This window comes from Myroides sp. JBRI-B21084 (assembly GCF_030545015.1).
GTDB lineage: Bacteria > Bacteroidota > Bacteroidia > Flavobacteriales > Flavobacteriaceae > Flavobacterium.
This window is the reverse complement of sequence record NZ_CP120653.1, coordinates 1,129,465-1,151,525: the sequence shown is the minus strand read 5'-3', so window position 1 is coordinate 1,151,525 and position 22,061 is coordinate 1,129,465. Positions and strand designations below refer to the sequence as shown.

Here is a 22,061-nt window from a genome sequence, read left to right as displayed (position 1 = left end):
TTTGAGAAAAAAAATAAATTGGCTTCACAAATGGTTAGGAATACTTACAGGTAGCATTGTTTTACTTGTAAGTATTTCTGGCTGTTTATATGTTTTTCAAGACGATTTAAAGGTTTTATTTTATCCTGAAAAATATTTTATTATATCTGAAAATCATAATAAAAATAAGCCAATTGAACTTACTTCTTTAATTGCAATTGCAGAAAAAGCATTACCTAATAACCAAATAATTTCTCGGGTTGAAGTTTTCCCTCAAAAAAACAGAACTTGGGTTTTTAAAGCACTAAAAACCAACAATAATGCTTTGTTTTATACAAATTACCATGTATATCATAAACAGGTATTTTTAAATCCTTATACTGGCGAAGTGCAACATTTTGAAAATTCAAAAAAGGAGTTTTTTAATATTGTACTACAAATACACATGAATTTACTTTTAGGTAAAAAATACGGTTCGCTAATTGTTGGTATTGCAACTTTGCTTTTTGTAATTATTGGTTTAAGTGGTTTGTGCTTATGGATACCTAAAAATCTAAAAAAACGAAATTTAAAACAAGCTTTTACAATAAAAACAAACGCAAAAATTAAACGTTTGAATTATGATTTACACAACGTTTTAGGTTTTTACATACTGCCTTTTGTTTTAATTTTTTGTTTTACAGGATTGATTTTTGCTTTTCCTGATTTTAAAAATGTAGTGACTAAAAGTTTTGATGTATTCCAATCAAATAAAAAAGTAAAAAGCTACTCGTATGAATTTATTCCACAAAAAGAAGCAAATAGCTTAAATAACGGATTAGCATATATATTACAAAATCATGTAAATGCAAGCCAAATTTCTATTCGTTTAAAAGATAAAAACGAACCACATGATTTTCAAGTCCGTTTACAAAAAGGTAAAACTAGTGCTTTTTTTTGGTATTATATAAACCAAACAAGTGGTCAAATAATTAATATTAAATCATACAAAAATTTAAGTTTAGGTACTAAAATTACTTCTTATAATTACGATTTACATACGGGTAACATTGGTGGTTTTACAACTAAATTAATTGCTTTTTTTGCGGCGTTAATTTGTGCTTCGTTACCAATTACGGGGTTTATAATTTGGCAAAACAAACGTAGAAAAAAATCATAAATTATATAAAAAAGTCAATGTTTAATGCATTGACTTTTTTATATTTTAAATTGTTTAAATATCTTTTAGAATTTCTTCATAAAATGGAGCTATTATTCCCTCAAACTCTTTACGTTGTTTATTAGTTAATTTATGCCCTTGGGCTTGGGAGTTGATATTTGTGTAATAAAGAAAAACCTCAATAAGTAGCTCTTTTATTATATCATTTTTCTTTAACCCTCGTGATAAAATATTAAAAGTTCTTTTACTCACATTCATTATAACCGGCCTATCCCAACCACTACTCGTAAATAATTGAGCAGAAATTTTAAATATAGTAAAATTATGTACCCAATTAACTGGTATTTTACTTAAAATTAATTGAATATCTTTTTTCGATAAACTATGATATGGTTTCGTATTTATTTTATCAACTATAATTTTCATCTCTAATTTTAAATATAAACAAAAAAACGGAACTAAAAAGTTCCGTTTTTTTATATTTTAATTGCTTATCCGCATTTTGATGAACCACAATCTTTACATGTTAAACAACCTTCTTGGTACATTAAGTTAGTTGAATTACAGTTGCTGCATTTTTGGCCGTTCGCTTCGGTACCATCGGGTACAAATCGTTTTAAAGCACGTGCAACTCCGTTTTTCCATGTATTAATTGATTCGTTATCTAATTGTAACGAGTTAATTAAATCTACCACGTTTTCAATTTTCATTCCGTGGCGTAATGTTCCAGAAATTAATTTAGCGTAGTTCCAGAAAACAGGATCAAAACGGTACGACAATCCTTCGATAGTTGTTTTGTAGCCTCGTTGATTTACATATTGAAAATCGTATCTAGAATTTCCTTTTTCATCACGATTTTTAATTATAAAACCATCATTTACCCAACGTGGTAATAAAATACCATCTTCATCATCGGCTAAACCTGTAAAAATTTCGTAAGGTCTATCGTCAATTTTACCAATAAACGCAATCCATTTTTCTTTGTTATTCTGAAAACGTACAATATCACAAGCTAAAGCATGCGGACGTTTAGTAGGAAAAGAAACTTCGTCTTCATTGGTGTTTTCGGTCTTTTTCTTTTCTTCTTTTTTATCGTTTGAAATTAAAACGCCCGAACGTGAACCATCGCGGTAAACGGTTACCCCTTTACAACCTACTTCCCACGCTTTCATATACAATTGTCCAACTAATTCTTCGGTAACATCGTTTGGAACATTAATTGTTACAGAAATTGAGTGATCTACCCACTTTTGAATAGCACCTTGCATTTCAACTTTACTAATATAATCTACATCGTTAGAAGTTGCTTTGTAATAAGGTGATTGTTCAATTAACGTATTAATTTCTTCTTGCGAATAGTTTTTATTGGTATCAATTCCATTAACTTCCATCCACATTTTAAATTTATGGTGAAAAACCACGTATTCTTCCCATGAATCACCTACTTCATCAACAAAATCAATACGTACATCTTTATCGTTTGGATTTACTTTTCTACGACGTTTATAAACAGGTAAGAAAACAGGTTCGATACCCGAAGTTGTTTGCGATAAAATTGATGTTGAACCAGTTGGAGCAATAGTTAACAATGCAATATTTCTACGTCCGTATTCTTGCATATCGTTAAATAACTGCGGATCGTTTTCTTTAATTCGCAATACAAACGGGTTCTTTACTTCTCGTTTAGCATCAAAAATTGCAAAAGCACCACGTTCTTTAGCCATTTCTACCGATGAACGATAAGCCGCTAAAGCTAATGTTTTGTGTAAGTTAACTGAAAATTCGTTACCTTCTTTAGAACCGTAACGAATGCCTAAAGCTGCTAACATATCGCCTTCTGCAGTAATTCCTACACCTGTTCTACGACCTTCATCGGCTTTTTTACGAATTTCAATCCATAAATTACGCTCTATACGCTTTACTTCAGCATCTTCTGGATCTTCGTCAATTTTCTCAATAATCGTATCAATTTTTTCTAATTCTAAATCAATAATATCATCCATCATACGTTGCGCAATGGCAACGTGCTTTTTAAATAACTCAAAATCAAAATACGCATCGGCTGTAAATGGATTTACAACGTAAGAAAATAAATTTATTGCTAACAAACGGCAAGAGTCATAAGCACACAAAGGAATTTCACCACAAGGGTTTGTTGATAGGGTTTTGTAACCTAAATCTGCATAACAGTCAGGCAACGATTCATTTATAATTGTATCCCAAAATAAAATTCCTGGTTCTGCAGATTTCCAAGCGTTGTGAACTATTTTTTTCCATAATTCTGCTGCATTTAAATCTTTTGAATATTTAGGATTTTGTGAAAAAATAGGATACTTCTGTGTATATAAGGTATTGTTTTTTACAGCTTGCATAAAAGTATCATCGATACGTACCGAAACATTTGCTCCTGTAACTTTGCCTTGTTCTAATTTTGCATCGATAAACCCTTCTGCATCTGGATGATTAATAGATACTGAAAGCATTAAAGCGCCACGACGACCGTCTTGGGCAACTTCGCGAGTTGAATTTGAAAAACGCTCCATAAAAGGAACCAAACCTGTTGATGTTAAAGCGGAGTTTTTAACAGGTGATCCTTTTGGGCGAATATGTGATAAATCGTGACCTACACCACCACGGCGTTTCATTAACTGTACTTGTTCTTGATCAATTTTCATGATACCACCGTACGAATCACTTTCACCATTGTTACCAATCACAAAACAGTTTGATAAAGAAGCTATTTGAAAAGGATTACCTATACCCGTCATTGGGCTTCCTTGCGGAATTATGTAGGTAAAGTTTTTAATTAAATCAAAAATTTGATTTTCACTTAACGAATTTGCATATTTTGCTTCAACACGTGCAATTTCTGAAGCAATTCGGCGGTGCATATCATCAGGAGTTTTTTCGTAAATAGCTCCGTGCGAATCTTTCAACGCATATTTATTTACAAAAACTGTAGCTGCTAAAACATCGCCTTTAAAATATGCTGTTGATGCGTTAATGGCTTCCTCATTGGTGTATGTTTTTTTTGCCTCTAGTACGTCGGGTGCTATTTCCATAGTATATTTTTAAATTTGTAGATCGGTTTAAACTATTCAAAAACAAACAACTAAACAAGGTTCTTATTTCATTTGTTTGTTTTATAAAATTACAAACTTTTTGCTTTAAAAATAATTTTTATTTCAAAAAAAAATAAAAGTTATCAACAAGCGTTAATAACTACTTATTTTTAAAAGTTTACAAAAATTACACAATAAAAAACTACAAATCAACAGTTTAAAAAAAACTAAAAGTAAAAAAGTTTACATTTTTTTAATATTAATAAGAAATTAAAAATTAAAAAATTAAAAAGTATTGCAAATCAAGCAAATAAGGTTATAAACAAAAATTGTTCATAATTTCATTAAAAAAAAGCATCGAAAAGTAAAATATAAAAACTAAATTTGATAACATTTTTTACAAAATAGAGAATCAAGTGTAAATCTTGAACTGTTGCGCAACTGTAAATTAAGCAAACCACTTAAAAGTCAGACCTCTTGTAAAAAAAGCGTTGCTTTCGCATATAAAGTAAACTGCTAAGAAACCTTCTTTTTTTATATGGATTTTTCTTATCTGTTTACACAAATTGTTCCATATAAAAAATTAAAGCATGAGTATTTTTACCAAACGTATTAATTACAAACCTTTTGAGTATCCAGAAATTTTAGAGTTTACAAACGCTATTAACAAATCGTTTTGGGTACATTCTGAAGTTGATTTCACAGCCGATATTCAAGATTTTCATTCACATCTTTCACCAATAGAACAAGAAATTGTAAAACGCAGTTTACTTGCTATTGCCCAAATTGAAGTAAACGTAAAAACATTTTGGGGCAATTTGTATTTACACTTACCTAAGCCCGAATTTAATGGTTTGGGAAGCACGTTTGCCGAATGTGAATTTCGCCATTCCGAAGCGTATTCGCGTTTACTTGAAGTTTTAGGCTATAACAACGCTTTTGAAAATGTAATTGAAATTCCGGTGATAAAAAAACGCATCGATTATCTTTCAAATGCTTTAAAACATTCAAAAGCCGAAAACAAAAAAGATTATTTAAAATCTTTGATTTTGTTTACCATTTTAATAGAAAACGTATCGCTTTTCAGTCAATTTGCTATTATTTTATCGTTTACACGCTTTAAAGGTGCCATGAAAAATGTAAGTAATATTATTGCATGGACATCGGTAGACGAACAAATTCATGCAAATGCTGGTATTTTTACCATTAATAAAATTAAAGAAGAATTTCCTGATTTTTTTGATGAAGCAACTGTTAACGAAATAAACGAAATTGTAAAGGAATCTATTGAAATCGAAAGCGAAATTTTAGATTGGATTTTTGAATATGGCGAACTTGAAACCATTTCAAAAAACAATTTATTAAACTTTATGAAATTTCGTTTAGACGAAAGTTTGGTTAAAATTGGGTTACGCAAATTATTTTTTGTGAACAACGATGCCTACCAACCCATGATTTGGTTTGAAGAAGAAATTTTTGCAAATAGTTTAGACGATTTTTTTGCTAAACGCCCTGTTGATTATACCAAACACGATAAAAGTATTACTGCCGACGATTTATTTTAATTCAAAAAAAAACAATAATTATGGAAAGATTATGGTGGCTTAACGAAGAAAGCGAACAAATATTAAACCGTGGTTATTTACTTAAAGGTGAAACCACGCAAAAAGCAATTGAACGCATTGCAAACGCAGCTGCAAAGCAACTTTATAAACCCGAACTTGCCGAGGCTTTTATTGAAATGATTGAAAAAGGCTGGATGAGTTTATCATCGCCTATTTGGGCAAATATGGGCACCGAACGCGGTTTACCTATTTCGTGCTTTAACGTTTATGTACCCGATAATATTGAAGGCATTACGCATAAATTAGGCGAGGTAATTATGCAAACTAAAATTGGCGGTGGTACAAGTGGCTATTTTGGTGAATTACGCGAGCGCGGAAGCGCTGTAACCGATAACGGAAAAAGCAGTGGTGCGGTAAGTTTTATGAAATTGTTTGATACAGCTATGGACACCATATCGCAAGGTGGTGTACGCAGGGGTGCTTTTGCAGCTTATTTAGATATTGACCACGATGATATTAAAGAGTTTTTAGATATTAAAAACATTGGAAATCCTATACAAAATTTATTTTACGGTGTTTGCGTTCCCGATTATTGGATGCAAGATATGATAGATGGCGACCAAGAAAAACGCGAAGTTTGGGCTAAAGTACTAGAAAGCCGTCAACAAAAAGGCCTACCGTACTTATTTTTCACAGACAACGTAAACCGTAATAAACCAGAAGTTTACAAAGACAAAGAAATGCAAATTTACGCAAGTAATTTATGTTCAGAAATTGCTTTACCTTCTAATAAAGAAGAATCGTTTGTATGTTGTTTATCATCAATGAATTTAGAATTATATGATGAATGGAAAGATACCGAAGCCGTAAAATTAGCCACTTACTTTTTAGATGCTGTAATTAGTGAATTTACCGCTAAAACAGAAGGGAATTATTACTTAAAATCGGCACATGATTTTGCAAAAAACCACCGTGCACTAGGTTTGGGTGTTATGGGTTGGCATTCATACTTACAAAAAAACATGATTGCTTTTGAAAGTTTAGAAGCAAAAATGCTTACCAATAAAATTTTTAAAGAAATAGAAGAAAAAGCTTTAAAAGCATCGCAAGATTTGGCTCGAATTTATGGTGAACCATCTGTTTTAAAAGGTTATGGCAGAAGAAATACTACTTTATTAGCTATTGCACCTACTACATCATCATCGGCAATTTTAGGACAAACATCGCCCGGAATTGAACCTTTTAGTAGCAATTATTACAAAGCTGGCTTAGCAAAAGGAAACTTTATGCGAAAAAATAAATATCTAAAAGATTTATTAGAAAAAAAAGGCTTAGATACCGAAGAAACCTGGCGAAGCATTATGCTTAATCACGGTAGTGTTCAACATTTATCAGAATTAAGTCAAGAAGAAAAAGATGTTTTTAAAACATTTAAAGAAATTAGTCAGTACGAAATTATTTTGCAAGCTTCAATTCGCCAAAAATACATTGATCAAGCGCAAAGTTTAAACTTAAACATACCTGCTAATTTACCCGTTAAAGAAGTAAACCGTTTGTTAATAGAAGCTTGGAAATTGGGCGTAAAAACATTGTATTATCAACGCAGCCAAAGTGTTTCAAAAGAATTTGTAAATAATTTAGTAACTTGTTCAAGTTGCGAAGCTTAATTTTAAAAAAATGACATTAGAAGAAAGAATTAAAAACAGTGAAACACGAATTTTTAAAGCCGTTTTTCCTAATACTACCAATCATTACGATACCCTTTTTGGTGGAACTGCTATGCATATGATGGACGAAGTTGCCTTTATTACTGCCACTCGTTTTTCAAGACAAATGATGGTTACGGTTTCATCGGATAAAATAGATTTTACCAAACCTATTCCGGCAGGAACTATTGTGGAGTTAATAGGAAAAGTGACTCACGTTGGTAACAAAAGCTTAAAGGTTTCGGTTGAAATTTATATTGAAGAAATGTACACAGATATACGATACTTAGCAATAAATGGTGAATTTACTTTTGTTGCGCTAGATAAAGATAAAAACCCTACAAAGGTTATTAAAGATTAAATACAAAAAAGCACTCAAAAAAAGAGTGCTTTTGTTTTTAATACAATTTAAATAAAAAATTAATTATTTTCAGTTTTTTTTACTTCGTTCCAATAAACATCTAATTCTTTTAAAGGTAAGTTGCCAATAGTTTTAGAATCTTGTTTAATTAATTCTTCCATTTTTGTGAATCTATTAATAAACTTTTGGTTGGTTTTATTTAAAGCTTCCTCAGGATTTATATTACAAAAACGCGCATAATTTATAAGTGCAAATAATACATCGCCAAATTCTTGTTCTTGCTTTTCAAGGTTATTCTGTTCAACTTCTGCTTTAAACTCGGCTAACTCTTCTTCAACCTTAGCCCAAACATCAGCTTTATTATCCCAATCAAACCCTACACCTTTTACTTTATCTTGAATACGAAAAGCTTTAACAACTGCTGGTAGTGAATTAGGAACACCACTTAACACCGAATTATTACCTTCTTTAAGTTTTAATTTTTCCCAGTTTTCTTTAACAGTTTTTTCGTCGGTAGCCACAACATCACCATAAATATGCGGATGTCTGGAAATTAACTTTTCGCAAATGGTGTTGCAAACATCTTCTATATCAAACACGTTTGTTTCACTGCCAATTTTAGCATAAAAAACAATGTGTAATAAAATATCGCCCAATTCTTTTTTAATTTCGGTATCATTATTTTCCGAAATTGCATCGTTCAATTCATACACTTCTTCAATTGTTAAGTGTTTTAACGATTGAAAAGTTTGTTTTTTATCCCAGGGGCATTTTTCACGCAAATCGTCCATTATATCTAACAAACGTTCAAAAGCTTTTAATTGTTGTGCGCGTTTACTCATAACAAATGGTATAAAAAATCCGGCAAAAGCCGGATTTAGTTATTATTCTTTATCTTCAGTTTTCTTTTTTGTTGCTTTTTTAGCTTTAGGCTTTTCTTCGGCAACAACTGTTTCTGCAGTTTCTTCGGTAGTGTTGTTAATGGTAACCGAACCTGTTGTACTAACAGCTGGCGCATTTAAATTTGCAATGTAATTTGCACCTTGTAAAATATTATACCAGTTTAAAACTTTTTTAATATCTGACACATATACACGATCGCGATCAAAATCTGGAATTACTTCACCAAAATAGTTTAATAATTCGTTATTTGTTGATTTATGATCTAATGCAGGGCCGTTATTTTCTTTAGTTGCAATACGTGCAAAAACTTCGAATAATTTTAATTCACCTGTTTCTGTGTAAATAGAAATTTCTGATAATAAACTTACGTTGCTACGTAAACCAACGGTTAATTTTTTACCATCGATTAATGATTCTGCAATAAATCCTGATCTTGTTTGGATTTTTAATTCGTATAATCCTGGCTTTCCAGATATAGCTAAAACTTTCTCTACGCTCATTGTTTAAAATTTTTCAAGGTCACAAATATCATAATTTGAATTTAATATCCAAAATTATCTACCTTTTTTGTTTATAAATTTCATTTTATAATCAGGAAACACTTTTCCTTCCATTATGTTTTGTAATCGTTTGGCGTTTAATTTCTTTTTTAGTGATGAAATTTTATCGGTAAACAACACCCCTTCAATATGATCGTATTCGTGTTGAATTACACGTGCCGCATAGCCTGTGAAATCTTTAGTGTGCTTTTGAAAATTTTCATCAAAGTATTCAATAGTTATATTAGGTTTACGATACACATCTTCACGTACACCCGGTATGCTTAAACAACCTTCGTTAAAAGCCCATTCTTTGCCTTCTTCGTTTAAAATTTTAGCGTTAATAAAGGTGCAACTAAAACTTGCTAAAAATGCACGTTCTTCAGCAGATAAATCTTCGTCTTCACTAAAAGGTTTGGTATCAACAACAAACAAACGTATTGGCAAACCTATTTGTGGGGCTGCTAAACCAACGCCGTACGCATTATCCATGGTTTCGTACATGTTTTTTATAAGTTCATTTAACTGTGGATATTCTTTTGTAATTTCTTCACATTCTTTACGTAAAACCGGATCGCCGTAACCAACAATAGGTAAAATCATTTTTTTGTTTTTAAAATATCTGTGCAAAGTTACAAATTATAGTAAAAAATGTAGTTATAATTAATAACTTTAATACCTGATTAGGTAGATCTCTTTTTTCAATTCTTTAAGTGATGTTTGACAAGTTAATTATTAAGTTTGGTGACAACCAATTTTATAACGCCATTAAAATTACATTTACGGCTATTGTGGCCTTTTTTGTATTTTATGACGCAGCCGATTTCACAGCTGCTTTTACAGTTACTTTAGGGGCTTTACTTTGCGCACCTATTGATATTTCAAGTAACTTTAAACATAAAGTAATTGGCTTACTTTTGGTTGCTTTTTTAATTCCAATCATTTCATTATCATTAACTTACACTTATCAATATTTTTTTGTTTTTACAATTCTATTTTGTGCTTTTATTTTTCTTTCGGCGTTTATTTCACTCTTTGGACATAGGGCTAATTTGTTATCATTTACGTTGTTACTTACAATTAGTTTATCATTTATACATCATGACAAGCCCGAAATTTTATTAACAAATTGCCTTTATTTATTGCTAGGTGGTTTGTTTTACACATTTGTTTCGATACTTTTTTATTTTATTAAACCCAACCGATACATAAATTTAGAAGTTGCAGAATGTATTGAAATTACTGGTGATTACCTAAATTTAAGAGCTGCGTTGTGGACGAATAGCGCTGATCGTGAAAAAATTAGTAGACAATTACTTGAAAAACAAATAAGAATTAACGAATTACATGAACACATTCGCGAATATTTGGTGTATAACAAAGCATACACTTTAAACTCTAACAACAACAGAAAACAATTAGTAGCATTAACATCACTTGTTGAAATTTTAGAATTGGCAATGGCTAACACTTTTAATCATGCTGAATTTATTGATTTTTTTAAAAACGATGCTTCTATAGTTACTGAATATAAAACTTTGGCCGATAATTTTGCATATACATTAAAAAGATTGGCCTTTCATATTAAAACAAATAAAAAATACCATTCAAAAGGTAGTTTAGTTAACGATTTTAAAAAATTAAAACAAAAAATAAACACGTTTTTAACAGACCAAAACATATCGGTTTACGATGAAAAAGCAGTACATATTAACAATTTACTTTTTTATGCCGATAAACAAATTGAAAAAATTAAAGGGTTAGAACGTGTATATAAAGAGCGTGTAAACGCCGATGAATTAAGAGGTAAATATAAAGATTTAGAAAAGTTTTTCACCCCAGAACACTATAGTTTTAAAACTTTCACCAATCATTTAAACTTTAAATCGGCTACGTTTAGGTACTCACTTCGTATTACAATAACCATGTTAATGGGTTTGTTAATTGGTGTGTTTTTTAAATTTGAAAACGCCTATTGGATTTTACTTACCATAGTAGTAATTATGCGTCCGGGGTATGGTTTAACCAAACAACGATCTGCTCACCGGGTAATTGGCACTCTTATAGGTGGTATTTTAGGAATTATAGCTTTAATTTTTATTGATAGCAATTTAGTTTTAAGCCTTTTAGCAATTGTATCAATGCTACTAGGTTTTTGGTTTTCGGCAACCGATTATAAAGTTGGCGTAACTTTTATAACAATTTATATCATTTTAATTTATGGATTGTTAACCGATAATGCAGAATCACATTTAATTTACCGTATTCTAGACACTTTAGTAGGTGCAACGCTTGCCTTTTTAGCAACTCGGTTTTTATGGCCAAGCTGGGAATTACAGTCTGTAAACTCTTATTTAGAAAACACATTACGTGCAATTAAATTTTATATTGTTGAAGTTAAATATTACTACATTAAAAAAGGCGAACCAGCTACATCGTACAAAATTGCACGTAAAAATGCATTTATTGAAGTAGGAAATTTAATGGCTAGTTTTCAACGAATGATTCAAGAACCAAAAGCTAAACAAATAAATCGTGCCGAATTATACGAACTTACCATTTTAAACCAAACGTTGGTTTCGTGCGCTGCAAGTATTGGTACTTACATTCAGTTTCATAAAACTTCCGAAGCATCTAAAGCCTTTAAATTGGCAATGGATTATACCAATAACAATTTAAGTCAGGCATTACACAATTTAAATGTTGATGCTGACTTAAATACAGATACTAACGAAGATTACTACATTAGTATAAGCGAATTAAAAAGTATTCGCCGAAAAGAAGTAGACGATTTAGATATTGATGCGCAATTAAAAATTCAAAAATTAGAGGAATCTCAACTAATTATTGATCAGTTGATTTTTATGAGCAACCTTTCAGAAAAAATTGAAAAGCTAACCCTAAAAATGAAATAACCTATTAGCCTTTAAAACCAACTTTTGCATGATTACCGTCGCAAAATGGTTTATTTGCCGATGCACCACAACGGCACAAAGCGGTATTGTTCGTTTTTTCCTCTTCATTTCCATTAGGGTAAATAATTTTAATTTTACCCGTACAAAGTAATGGTCCGTTGGCAAGTATGGTAATGCTAGTTGCGGCATTGGTATCAACAACAATTTCATCGTTTAAACTGTACGATAAAGCGCCGCTTGGACATTGTTTTATATGAGCAATAATGGTTTCAATTTCTTCGTTTTCTGGTTTAATCCACGGTTTTTCTTTTGGATTAAATACCGTTGGCAAACCTGTTTCGCCACGCCAACATTTGGTTGAATGTATGCATTTTTCAGGTTCCCAATTAATGGTTAAAGTATCTTTTTTATATTGTTTCATAACTTTTATTTCTATCTAAATTTAACATATAAATATAACAAAAAAAACAATTCCGTTTTGGAACTGTTTTTAAAAAATATCATAAAAAATAATTAAGAATACATTTTTGTACGTAATTCTTTAATTTTTTCATCATCTAAATATTCGTCAAAAGTCATGTAACGATCGATAACTCCGTTTGGTGTTAATTCTAAAATACGGTTACCAACGGTTTGTGCAAACTCATGATCATGTGTGGTTAATAATACCGAACCTTTAAAGTTTTTCAACGAGTTGTTAAACGCTGTAATCGACTCTAAATCTAAGTGGTTCGTAGGTTCGTCTAACATTAATACGTTAGCACGCAACATCATCATGCGCGATATCATACAACGAACTTTTTCACCACCCGATAAAACCGAACCTTTTTTCAACGCTTCTTCGCCCGAAAAAATCATCTTACCTAAAAAGCCACGAACATAAACCTCATCACGTTCTTCTTCGGTTTTAGCCCACTGGCGCAACCAATCAACCAATGTTAAATCATCGGTAAAAAAGTGGTGATTATCAGCAGGTAAATACGATTGATTGGTTGTAATACCCCATTCAAAAGTACCGTTATCTGCTTTTAAATTATTGTTTAAAATTTCGTAAAACGCTGTTGTTGCACGTGAATCTTTAGAAAAAACAACTACTTTATCGCCTTTTGCCATATTAAAATCAACACCTTTAAATAGCGTTTCGCCTTCTACAGATGCTTCTAAATCTTTAATATTTAAAATTTGATCGCCCGCTTCACGCTCTTGTTCAAAAATTATAGCTGGATAGCGACGGCTAGATGGTTTAATTTCGTTTACATTTAACTTCTCGATCATTTTTTTACGTGAAGTTGCTTGCTTAGATTTTGCAACGTTGGCAGAAAAACGACGAATAAACTCTTCTAATTCTGCTTTTTTCTCCTCGGCTTTTTTGTTTTGTTGTGCGCGTTGTTTGGCAGCTAATTGCGAAGATTCGTACCAAAAGGTATAATTTCCAGAAAAATGATTGATCTTTCCAAAATCGATATCTGAAATATGTGTACAAACTGCATCTAAAAAGTGACGGTCGTGCGATACAACTAAAACGGTGTTTTCATAATTAGCTAAGAAATTCTCTAACCAACCAATTGTTTCAAAATCCAAGTCGTTGGTAGGCTCATCCATCACCAAAACATCTGGATTACCAAACAAAGCTTGTGCTAATAACACACGAACTTTTAATTTTGGTTCCACCTCGCCCATTAATGTGTAATGTAAATCTTCAGAAATACCTAAGTTAGATAGCATTGAAGCTGCATCAGAATCGGCATTCCAACCGTTCATTTCATCAAATTGCAACTGTAATTCACCAATTCTATCAGCGTTTTCATCAGAATAATCTGCGTACAATTCGTCCATTTCTTTTTTAACAGCAAATAACACTTTATTTCCCATTAAAACAGTTTCTAGTACGGTATGTTCGTCAAACATATTGTGATTTTGGTTTAAAACCGACATACGTTTGCCTGGTTCTAAAATTACATGGCCAGATGTTGGATCAATATCGCCAGCAATAATTTTTAAAAAGGTAGATTTTCCGGCACCGTTAGCACCAATAATACCATAGCAATTTCCTTGAGTGAAAGTAGCATTTACTTCATCAAACAATATACGTTTTCCAAATTGTACAGATAAATTTGAAACTGTTAACATACTTATATTTTTTTATAAGCTGCAAATTTACAAAATTATATCGATTTTAAAGAATTGCTTTTTATTTAAAGGGTTTGAATTTGAGTATTTTGCTCAATTTTTCTTAAAATTAACGTTCGTATGTTTTTTTTCTTAAAATTATATTAAATTTAACTTAATTAAAATCGGTTTGCTATTGTTCTTTAATGTAACTTTGGTTGTATGAAAACAATAAATTTAATAGGTTGGGGCAATGTAGCTTATCATTTATTTAGTGCCATAAACAACTTAAACAATTATAAAATACAAAACATTGGGGTACGTTCTTTGGAAAAAATAGATGATTTTTTTGCTCTTAATTTACTGGTACAAATTGATGATTTAAAACCTGCCGATATTACATTAATTGCAGTATTGGATAGAGCAATTGAAGAAGTTGCCGAAAAAATACCTTATAAAAACAAGTTAGTTGTACATACATCGGGAACAACAGCTATTGATGTTTTAAACAATAAAAACAGAAAAGGTGTTTTTTACCCTTTGCAAACTTTTTCTAAAAATAAAGAGGTAAATTTTAAAGAAGTACCCTTGTGCTTAGAAGCTGAAAACGATAGTGATTTAAACGAATTAAAATTGTTAGCTAATTTACTATCTAACAATGTGTATGAAATTTCATCGGATCAACGAAAAAGTTTACATGTTGCAGCGGTTTTTGTAAGCAATTTCACAAATCATTTATATACAATAGGTAATAAAATTTGTACTGATAACAACATATCTTTTAATATTTTAAAACCTTTAATAAACGAAACAGCTGATAAAATTAGATATTTAAGCCCTAAAGAAGCGCAAACGGGACCTGCAATAAGATTTGATAGTAAAACAATAGAAAAACATGAAGACTTTTTAAAAAATCCAATTTTTAAAGAGATATACAAATTAATTACACAAAGCATACAACAAAATGTCTAAAAGTTACAAAGAATATTTAAACCACATTAATACATTTATTTTTGACGTTGATGGTGTTTTAACCAACGGAACCATACACGTAACACAAACCGGAGAATTATTAAGAGAAATGAATATACGCGATGGTTATGCTATGAAAGCAGCCATAGAAAAAGGGTATAATGTATGTATTATTTCGGGCGGATCAAACGAAGGTGTTCGCATACGGTTACGCAACCTAGGCATTTACGATATACATTTGGGAGTGCCAGACAAAGTAGCTATTTACCAAGAATACATACATGTAAATAATATTAAACCCGAAAATGTTCTTTATATGGGCGATGATATCCCCGATTATTGGGTTATGCAAAAAGTAGGTTTACCTGCTTGTCCGCAAGATGCAGTACCCGAAATTAAACAATTAAGCAAATACATTTCGCATGTGAAAGGTGGAAAAGGAGCTGTGCGCGATGTAATTGAACAAGTTATGAAAGTTCAAGGCAAATGGCTTGAACATTTCGAAGCAAAGTTTGACTAACATTTAAATTTATAAGCTATGAGTGTTCTAAAAAAAGATCAAGCACAAATGATGTTACAACTTGTTGTAGCGGTTTTACTTTTTAGATTTGTTTTATTTGAACCTTTAATTAATGATTTAGGACTCACAAAGCTTCACTTTTTTTCGTTTTTAGTTGCAATTGGGTTTATTTTATATGGTGGTGTTTTGTTATACAAAATTGTGCTGCAAGAAGAATTTCCAGATAAAAGCATCGAAAAAAACATCGAAAAATCGTACTATATTTATCTTGGTGTAAACGCCATAGGAATTGCAATTGCTATTACCGTAGCAGGTTACATTGATAAAACTTATTATTTTGGTTTTTTCTTAGCTTTAGCCGCAATTTTATACCTGTACATAACTCAATGGCGTAAAATTTTGGTTTTTGATAACGTTGTTTATTCATTAATAATTGCTTTTCCGTTGTTTAATTTGGTATTGATGGATTTAATGCCATCGTTAGAAATGAACGCTGAACACAACCCTGCAAAACAGCAATTACTAAACATATCGCTACAAATTTGCGCATTACTTTGGCTTTTGTATTTTATAAAAACCATTGTTATGGATTTAAAATTCATGGAATTAGATATTAAGCACAGTCGTAAATCATTAGCAACCATTCACGGAAGATTAGTAGGTGCCAAACGTACAACTTATTTATCTATTATTCCACTAGCCTTAATTGTATTGTTTTGTATCATACACACGAACCTAACTTTATTAATAGGTTACATTGCTATTGCTGTTATTATTCCTTATTTAATTTACATTACAAAATTATGGAAAGCTAAAACTACCGAAGAATTTAACAGCATTAATAATTTTTTAAACATAATCATTTGGTTAACTATTTTTTCTATCGTAGTTTTATTTTTCAATTTAAAATAAAATGATTCTAAAAGAAAAATTCGATAAAAAAAACCTAATATTAGCATCAAATTCACCTAGAAGAAAACAATTTTTAACCGATTTAGGCTTACATTTTAGCGTTTCACCAGCAAACGTAAACGAAGAATATCCTTCCCATTTAACGGGCAAGGATATTGCTTTATATATTGCTTTGCAAAAAGCATCGGTTTTTAACAATTTAGCACCAAACGATATTGTTATTACGTGCGATACAATTGTTTGGGTTGATGAAACATCACTTGGTAAACCCGAAAATAAAACAGAAGCAATTGAAATGCTTGAAAAATTATCAAATAAAACACACCAAGTAATAAGTGCGGTTTGTATTAAATCTGCCGAAAAAGAACATCTTTTTTACGATGTTACTGAAGTTTCTTTCAACGTGCTCCAAAAAAATGATATTGCGTATTATGTAGATACTTTTAAACCTTTTGATAAAGCCGGATCTTACGGTATACAAGAATGGATTGGATTAATTGGTATAAAAAAAATTAACGGCTCATACACAAATGTTGTGGGTATGCCTATGGAAAAATTGTATAACGAATTATTAAATTGGTAATGTTTCAAGATTTTTATCTACATAATTATTACGGTAAAATTGCTATTACCGTTATTTTACTTATTTTGGTTTACATATTACGTTTAATAATTAAAAAAGTTGTTTTAAAATTTTCTGAGTATTCTACAAAATCTGATAATAGAAGTAAGCTTATTATTAAATACTTTAATTCGCTTTTAAATATATTATTCTTAATTTTTACCATTTTATTTTGGGGAGTTAACACTACACAATTATTTGGTTTTATTGGTGCTGCCATAACTTTTATTGGCGTAGCATTATTTGCACAATGGTCGGTTTTAAGTAATTTAACCGCTGGAGTAATTATGTTTTTCTCGTTTCCTTTTAAAATTGGCGACCGTATTAGAATACAAGATAAAGACTTTCCTATTGAAGCTGAAATTGATGATATTAAAGCTTTTCATACCATATTAATAACACCTGAAGGCGAAATTATTTCTTATCCAAACAACTTATTTTTACAAAAAGCAGTTGTTATTTTATAGTTTTTAAAATGAATAAATACCTAATCTATATATTTTGTGGTTTGTTTTTACAACACAGTTTTGCACAAAAACCACAAACCCCTACTCCGTCTGAAATTTATTTTCAAATGGAAAAATTAAACATTTTGGCAAGCGCTTTGTATATTGCGGCTCACCCCGATGATGAAAACACCCGTTTAATTACCTATTTAACACATCACGATAAAGCATATACCAATTATTTTTCGTTAACACGTGGCAACGGTGGTCAAAACTTAATAAGTAATGAACTAGGTACCGATTTAGGCGTAATTCGCACAAACGAATTATGGAACGCACGAAAAATTGATGGAGGAAAACAATTTTTTTCAACAGCCGATGATTTTGGATTTTCAAAACACCCTAAAGAAGCTTTTGAAAAATGGGATAAAGATTTGTTACTTAAACAAATGGTTTATTTAATTAGAAAAGAACAACCCGATGTTATTGTAAACCGTTTTGATCATAGAACCGAAGGCACCACTCACGGCCATCATACCGCATCGGCGCAACTTTCTAAACTGGCTTTTAGTTTAGCAAACGATAAAAATTATAAAGATTTACTAAAAGAAAACACAAATACTTGGCAACCCAAAAGATTATTCTTTAATGTTTCTTGGTTCCTTTTTGGCAGTAAACAGGCTTTTGAAAAAGCCGATAAATCAAAGTACGTTCCTTTAAACATTGGTGTGTTTTATAATCAATTAGGTAAAAACAATCAAGAAATTGCATCGTTAAGTCGCAGCCAACATCAATCGCAAGGTTTTGGTGATATTTCGTCACGCGGTGATGAAATTGATTATGTAGAATTGGTTGATGGCGATGGATTAAAATCGAACAATCTATTTGAAGGTATTGATACAAGTTGGAACCGAATTGAAGGTGGTAAAAATATTCAACCTTTAGTTACACAACTATTAAAAGAATACGATTTTAAAGATCCTACTAAATCTATTCATTTATTGACAAAAATTTACACCGAAATTGATAAATTACCTGAATCCATTTGGAAAAAACGCAAACAAACCGAAGTTAAAGAACTTATTAAAAATTGCGCCGGTTTGTTTTTAGATATTACTACAAACGAACCGTACACTACTCCAAACGAAAATGTTGATGTTAAGGTTGAAATCGCTAACAGATCTAACCAAAACATTGTTGTAAAAGATATTACAATTAATAACAACAAAGTAAGTATTGATAAAACAATTACAAATCAAGAAGTTTTTTATGAATACTATCAAACAAAATTTTCAAACAACGATTTTACTAATTTTAAATTTATAAACACTTTTAACGATTTTGAAACACAATTTAATGCAAACCCAAAAAACATTATTGGTTTAGAAGTTAACGGCGTGTATTTATCGTACACCTTGCCTATTCAATACCATTATAAAGATGTTGTAAAAGGCGAAATTTACAAACCGTTTCATATAGTACCAGCAGTCTCGGTACAATTTAAGCAACCTGTTTACATATCAAACAATCATAAAAACCAAAATGTATCCGTTGTTTTGAGTAATTATTCTGATGAAGACATAAACGGGGAAATAATCTTAAAAAAGTTAGACCTTAACAACGCTATAAACAACAAAAAAGATATTATAACACCATCTATTCTGTTTTCAATAAAATCGAACGAAAAAAACAAAGAAATAATTATTCCAAATGATTTTGCAGAAGGAGCGTATACTGTAAATGTATTTGAAAACAATAAAATTTTAAGTAATGCAGAAACAAAATGGGTTGATTACAACCACATTCCGTTAAATTATTATTTTAAACCTGCCGAAACCAAAATTGTATCTTTTAATAAAAGTGTTTTAAAGAAAAAGAACATAGGATATATAGTTGGTGCAGGCGACGAAATTCCGCAGGTTTTAAAAAATGTAGGTTACAACGTAGATTTTATTAATTTAGAAAGTGTAAAAGCTGAAGAATTATCAAATTACGAAACCATAATTGTTGGTATTCGAGCTTTTAACACTGAAAGTTTGTTAAAAACTAAAAACAAATTATTGTTTGATTATACTAAAAATGGCGGTACGGTTATTGTGCAATATCAAACCAATAATAATTTACAAACCAACGAAATTGCACCTTATAATTTAAAAATTGGTAAAACCAGAATTACAAATGAAAACGCAACTGTACAATTTATAAATCCTAACGAAACGGTTTTAAACGAACCTTTTAAAATTACACAAGAGAATTTTAAAAATTGGGTACAAGAACAAGGTTTGTATTATGCCGATGAATTTGCAACTGAATTACACCCCGTTTTTACATCGCACGATTTTGATGAAAAGGATACTAACGGTGCGTTACTTATTGCAAAACATGGTAAAGGAAATTATATTTATACTGGTTTAAGCTTTTTTAGACAATTACCCGCTGGAAATACAGGCGCTTTAGAATTATTTATAAACTTAATTGAACTTTAAAATGAACGATTTTAAATGGATAAAATGGCGAAAAAGCTACAGTATTGTACTTTTAATTAACGTTTTTTACATCATACTTTTTTATTTTATAATGCATTTAACCAGCTAACATGGAATTATTAGATTGGATCATACTTTTAAGCACTTTGTTGTTTATTGTTTTATACGGAACTTATAAAACCCGTGGCAGTAAAAACATTCAAGAATATATTTTAGCAAACCAAAGCACAAACTGGTTTACAGTTGGGCTTTCGGTAATGGCTACACAAGCAAGTGCAATCACATTTTTGTCTACACCAGGGCAAGCATTTCACGACGGCATGGGCTTTGTGCAGTTTTATTTTGGTTTACCGTTAGCAATGGTAGTAATTTGTATGGTATTTATACCTGTTTTTCACCGATTAAAAGTATATACAGCCTACGAATTTTTAGAAAACAGATTCGATTTAAAAACAAGAACTTTAGCATCGGTTATTTTCCTCATTCAACGTAGTATAGGTACAGGAATAACCATTTATGCACCAGCAATTATTTTATCTTCTATTTTAAATTGGGATTTAACGTTCATTATAGTTTCAATAGGAATTGTAATTATTTTTTATACGTATTTTGGTGGTACAAAAGCTTTAAATATTACCCAAAAACAGCAAGCTTTTGTAATAATGGCCGGTATGTTTTTAACGTTTTTTATCATTCTATTTAAATTACCACAAGAAGTAAATTTTGTAAACGTTTTTAATGTTGCAAAAATTGAAGGAAAACTTAATTTATTAAACTTTTCAACTAATTTTTCCGAAACATACACTCTTTGGAACGGTATAACAGCAGGTTTCTTTTTAATGTTGGCTTATTTTGGAACAGATCAATCGCAAGTGGGGCGCTATTTATCTGGCAAAAACATAAAAGAAACGCAAGTGGGTTTATTAATGAATGGTGTTTTAAAGGTACCTATGCAATTTTTTATATTATTGGTAGGTGTTATGGTATTTATCTTTTTTCATTTTTATCAATCGCCAATACATTTTAATCCAGTAAACACCCAAAAAGTTTTAAATTCTACTTATCAAAATGAATTCCGCGATTTAGAAATTGAATTAAAAGATTTATTAAACGAAAAAAAAGAAATTACACAAATTTACACTGGGCAATTAAACCAAGGCTATGAAAACGAAATGTTAGAAGAAAAATTAGTAGCTTTAAATGAACACGAAGTACAATTGCGCCAAAATGCACGCGATATTATTACCAAGGTTGATAAAAATGCTGAAACAAATGATAAAGACTATGTTTTTATTTATTTTATATTAAATTATTTACCCCACGGAATTATTGGTTTTTTATTAGCCATGATTTTTTCGGCAGCTATGTCAAGTTCGGCATCGGGTTTATATGCCGTTGCATCAAGTTCCGCAATAGATATTTACAAAACATACAAACCCAATTTATCAGAACAACATTATTTAAAAGTAACCAAATATCTAGTTGTTTTTTGGGGCATCATTTGTATTTTAGCTGCTTGCTTAATTACGTTGTTTGAAAACTTAATTCAACTTGTAAACATAATAGGTTCTATATTTTATGGTCCGGTTTTAGGTATCTTCCTAATAGCATTCTTTTTCAAATACATAAAAGCTAAAGCTACATTTTGGGGCGCATTATTAGCACAATTAGTAGTAATTTATATTTATAATTTAGATGTTATAAGTTTTATGTGGCTTAATCCAATTGGTGTTTTTACAGTAATTATAATTGCATTTATCATACAAAGTATAATAAACAAACGTGTTAAAAGTAATTAAATTAAT

19 protein-coding genes are annotated in these 22,061 nt (G+C 30.6%); 12 read left to right on the top strand and 7 right to left on the bottom strand.

Features of this window, described 5'->3' with window-relative positions:
- The first annotated feature begins 1 nt into the window (after position 1).
- Positions 2-1,138, top strand: coding sequence for a PepSY-associated TM helix domain-containing protein (locus tag P3875_RS05645; RefSeq protein WP_303445306.1), 1,137 nt, complete (start codon positions 2-4; stop codon positions 1,136-1,138).
- Positions 1,139-1,192: 54 nt separating this feature from the next.
- Here P3875_RS05645 and P3875_RS05640 read toward each other — a convergent pair whose 3' ends face one another.
- On the bottom strand, positions 1,193-1,564 hold the full coding sequence (locus P3875_RS05640) for a hypothetical protein (RefSeq protein ID WP_303445305.1): 372 nt from the start codon (positions 1,562-1,564) through the stop codon (positions 1,193-1,195).
- A 65-nt stretch (positions 1,565-1,629) separates the two neighbouring features.
- Complete coding sequence (locus P3875_RS05635) at positions 1,630-4,200, bottom strand: adenosylcobalamin-dependent ribonucleoside-diphosphate reductase (RefSeq protein WP_303445304.1); 2,571 nt, start codon at positions 4,198-4,200, stop codon at positions 1,630-1,632.
- Positions 4,201-4,790: 590 nt separating this feature from the next.
- On the opposite strand from P3875_RS05635, the gene P3875_RS05630 reads away from it, so the two are divergent.
- Genes P3875_RS05630 through P3875_RS05620 form a run of 3 tightly spaced genes read left to right on the top strand, consistent with a single transcriptional unit; the run spans position 4,791 to position 7,832 of the window.
- Positions 4,791-5,765 (top strand): ribonucleotide-diphosphate reductase subunit beta, encoded by a 975-nt coding sequence (locus tag P3875_RS05630; RefSeq protein ID WP_303445303.1) that lies wholly within the window; start codon positions 4,791-4,793, stop codon positions 5,763-5,765.
- Between the two features lie 20 nt (positions 5,766-5,785).
- Positions 5,786-7,432 (top strand): ribonucleoside-diphosphate reductase subunit alpha, encoded by a 1,647-nt coding sequence (locus tag P3875_RS05625; protein WP_303445301.1) that lies wholly within the window; start codon positions 5,786-5,788, stop codon positions 7,430-7,432.
- A 10-nt stretch (positions 7,433-7,442) separates the two neighbouring features.
- Positions 7,443-7,832 (top strand): acyl-CoA thioesterase, encoded by a 390-nt coding sequence (locus P3875_RS05620; protein WP_303445300.1) that lies wholly within the window; start codon positions 7,443-7,445, stop codon positions 7,830-7,832.
- Between the two features lie 59 nt (positions 7,833-7,891).
- Here the strand turns inward: P3875_RS05620 and mazG are convergent, their stop codons facing one another.
- Genes mazG through def form a run of 3 tightly spaced genes read right to left on the bottom strand, consistent with a single transcriptional unit; the run spans position 7,892 to position 9,877 of the window.
- Positions 7,892-8,674: a nucleoside triphosphate pyrophosphohydrolase gene (gene mazG / locus P3875_RS05615; protein ID WP_303445299.1), complete on the bottom strand. Its 783-nt coding sequence runs from the start codon at positions 8,672-8,674 to the stop codon at positions 7,892-7,894.
- Between the two features lie 42 nt (positions 8,675-8,716).
- Positions 8,717-9,235 (bottom strand): DUF5606 family protein, encoded by a 519-nt coding sequence (locus P3875_RS05610; protein ID WP_303445298.1) that lies wholly within the window; start codon positions 9,233-9,235, stop codon positions 8,717-8,719.
- Between the two features lie 54 nt (positions 9,236-9,289).
- Complete coding sequence (gene def, locus P3875_RS05605; RefSeq protein WP_303445297.1) at positions 9,290-9,877, bottom strand: peptide deformylase; 588 nt, start codon at positions 9,875-9,877, stop codon at positions 9,290-9,292.
- Between the two features lie 113 nt (positions 9,878-9,990).
- Between def and P3875_RS05600 the strand changes: the two genes are divergently transcribed.
- Positions 9,991-12,189: an FUSC family protein gene (locus tag P3875_RS05600; RefSeq protein WP_303445296.1), complete on the top strand. Its 2,199-nt coding sequence runs from the start codon at positions 9,991-9,993 to the stop codon at positions 12,187-12,189.
- A 4-nt stretch (positions 12,190-12,193) separates the two neighbouring features.
- Here P3875_RS05600 and P3875_RS05595 read toward each other — a convergent pair whose 3' ends face one another.
- Both P3875_RS05595 and P3875_RS05590 read right to left on the bottom strand, forming a co-directional pair.
- Entirely contained in the window at positions 12,194-12,610 is a 417-nt protein-coding gene (locus P3875_RS05595) for a (4Fe-4S)-binding protein (protein WP_303445295.1), read from the bottom strand.
- A 92-nt stretch (positions 12,611-12,702) separates the two neighbouring features.
- Positions 12,703-14,319: an ABC-F family ATP-binding cassette domain-containing protein gene (locus P3875_RS05590; protein ID WP_303445294.1), complete on the bottom strand. Its 1,617-nt coding sequence runs from the start codon at positions 14,317-14,319 to the stop codon at positions 12,703-12,705.
- Positions 14,320-14,520: 201 nt separating this feature from the next.
- Here P3875_RS05590 and P3875_RS05585 point away from each other — a divergent pair, with 201 nt between their 5' ends.
- From P3875_RS05585 to P3875_RS05555, 7 genes are all read left to right on the top strand, one after another.
- Positions 14,521-15,270, top strand: a complete 750-nt coding sequence (locus P3875_RS05585; protein ID WP_303445293.1) for a Rossmann-like and DUF2520 domain-containing protein — start codon at positions 14,521-14,523, stop codon at positions 15,268-15,270.
- A complete protein-coding gene (locus P3875_RS05580; RefSeq protein ID WP_303445292.1) occupies positions 15,263-15,790 on the top strand; it encodes a KdsC family phosphatase in 528 nt (175 codons plus the stop codon). The genes P3875_RS05585 and P3875_RS05580 overlap by 8 nt, the downstream gene beginning before the upstream one ends.
- Before the next feature lie 18 nt (positions 15,791-15,808).
- Positions 15,809-16,702: a hypothetical protein gene (locus tag P3875_RS05575; RefSeq protein ID WP_303445291.1), complete on the top strand. Its 894-nt coding sequence runs from the start codon at positions 15,809-15,811 to the stop codon at positions 16,700-16,702.
- A gap of 1 nt (position 16,703) precedes the next feature.
- Positions 16,704-17,285 carry a Maf family nucleotide pyrophosphatase gene (locus tag P3875_RS05570; protein WP_303445290.1) on the top strand — a complete coding sequence of 194 codons (582 nt, stop codon included), beginning with the start codon at positions 16,704-16,706 and terminating at the stop codon, positions 17,283-17,285.
- Positions 17,285-17,791, top strand: coding sequence for a mechanosensitive ion channel family protein (locus P3875_RS05565; RefSeq protein WP_303445289.1), 507 nt, complete (start codon positions 17,285-17,287; stop codon positions 17,789-17,791). The genes P3875_RS05570 and P3875_RS05565 overlap by 1 nt, the downstream gene beginning before the upstream one ends.
- Before the next feature lie 8 nt (positions 17,792-17,799).
- Positions 17,800-20,256 carry a PIG-L family deacetylase gene (locus P3875_RS05560; RefSeq protein WP_303445288.1) on the top strand — a complete coding sequence of 819 codons (2,457 nt, stop codon included), beginning with the start codon at positions 17,800-17,802 and terminating at the stop codon, positions 20,254-20,256.
- A 110-nt stretch (positions 20,257-20,366) separates the two neighbouring features.
- On the top strand, positions 20,367-22,055 hold the full coding sequence (locus tag P3875_RS05555) for a sodium:solute symporter (RefSeq protein ID WP_303445287.1): 1,689 nt from the start codon (positions 20,367-20,369) through the stop codon (positions 22,053-22,055).
- Positions 22,056-22,061 lie beyond the last annotated feature (6 nt).

Excerpts from the sequence above, each read along its gene's own strand:
- P3875_RS05640 (WP_303445305.1), bottom strand. The coding sequence starts at position 1,564 with ATGAAAATTATAGTTGATAAAATAAATACGAAACCATATCATAGTTTA.
- P3875_RS05635 (WP_303445304.1), bottom strand. The coding sequence starts at position 4,200 with ATGGAAATAGCACCCGACGTACTAGAGGCAAAAAAAACATACACCAAT.
- P3875_RS05630 (WP_303445303.1), top strand. The coding sequence starts at position 4,791 with ATGAGTATTTTTACCAAACGTATTAATTACAAACCTTTTGAGTATCCA.
- P3875_RS05625 (WP_303445301.1), top strand. The coding sequence starts at position 5,786 with ATGGAAAGATTATGGTGGCTTAACGAAGAAAGCGAACAAATATTAAAC.
- P3875_RS05620 (WP_303445300.1), top strand. The coding sequence starts at position 7,443 with ATGACATTAGAAGAAAGAATTAAAAACAGTGAAACACGAATTTTTAAA.
- mazG (WP_303445299.1), bottom strand. The coding sequence starts at position 8,674 with ATGAGTAAACGCGCACAACAATTAAAAGCTTTTGAACGTTTGTTAGAT.
- P3875_RS05610 (WP_303445298.1), bottom strand. The coding sequence starts at position 9,235 with ATGAGCGTAGAGAAAGTTTTAGCTATATCTGGAAAGCCAGGATTATAC.
- def (WP_303445297.1), bottom strand. The coding sequence starts at position 9,877 with ATGATTTTACCTATTGTTGGTTACGGCGATCCGGTTTTACGTAAAGAA.
- P3875_RS05600 (WP_303445296.1), top strand. The coding sequence starts at position 9,991 with ATGTTTGACAAGTTAATTATTAAGTTTGGTGACAACCAATTTTATAAC.
- P3875_RS05595 (WP_303445295.1), bottom strand. The coding sequence starts at position 12,610 with ATGAAACAATATAAAAAAGATACTTTAACCATTAATTGGGAACCTGAA.
- P3875_RS05590 (WP_303445294.1), bottom strand. The coding sequence starts at position 14,319 with ATGTTAACAGTTTCAAATTTATCTGTACAATTTGGAAAACGTATATTG.
- P3875_RS05585 (WP_303445293.1), top strand. The coding sequence starts at position 14,521 with ATGAAAACAATAAATTTAATAGGTTGGGGCAATGTAGCTTATCATTTA.
- P3875_RS05580 (WP_303445292.1), top strand. The coding sequence starts at position 15,263 with ATGTCTAAAAGTTACAAAGAATATTTAAACCACATTAATACATTTATT.
- P3875_RS05575 (WP_303445291.1), top strand. The coding sequence starts at position 15,809 with ATGAGTGTTCTAAAAAAAGATCAAGCACAAATGATGTTACAACTTGTT.
- P3875_RS05570 (WP_303445290.1), top strand. The coding sequence starts at position 16,704 with ATGATTCTAAAAGAAAAATTCGATAAAAAAAACCTAATATTAGCATCA.
- P3875_RS05565 (WP_303445289.1), top strand. The coding sequence starts at position 17,285 with ATGTTTCAAGATTTTTATCTACATAATTATTACGGTAAAATTGCTATT.
- P3875_RS05560 (WP_303445288.1), top strand. The coding sequence starts at position 17,800 with ATGAATAAATACCTAATCTATATATTTTGTGGTTTGTTTTTACAACAC.
- P3875_RS05555 (WP_303445287.1), top strand. The coding sequence starts at position 20,367 with ATGGAATTATTAGATTGGATCATACTTTTAAGCACTTTGTTGTTTATT.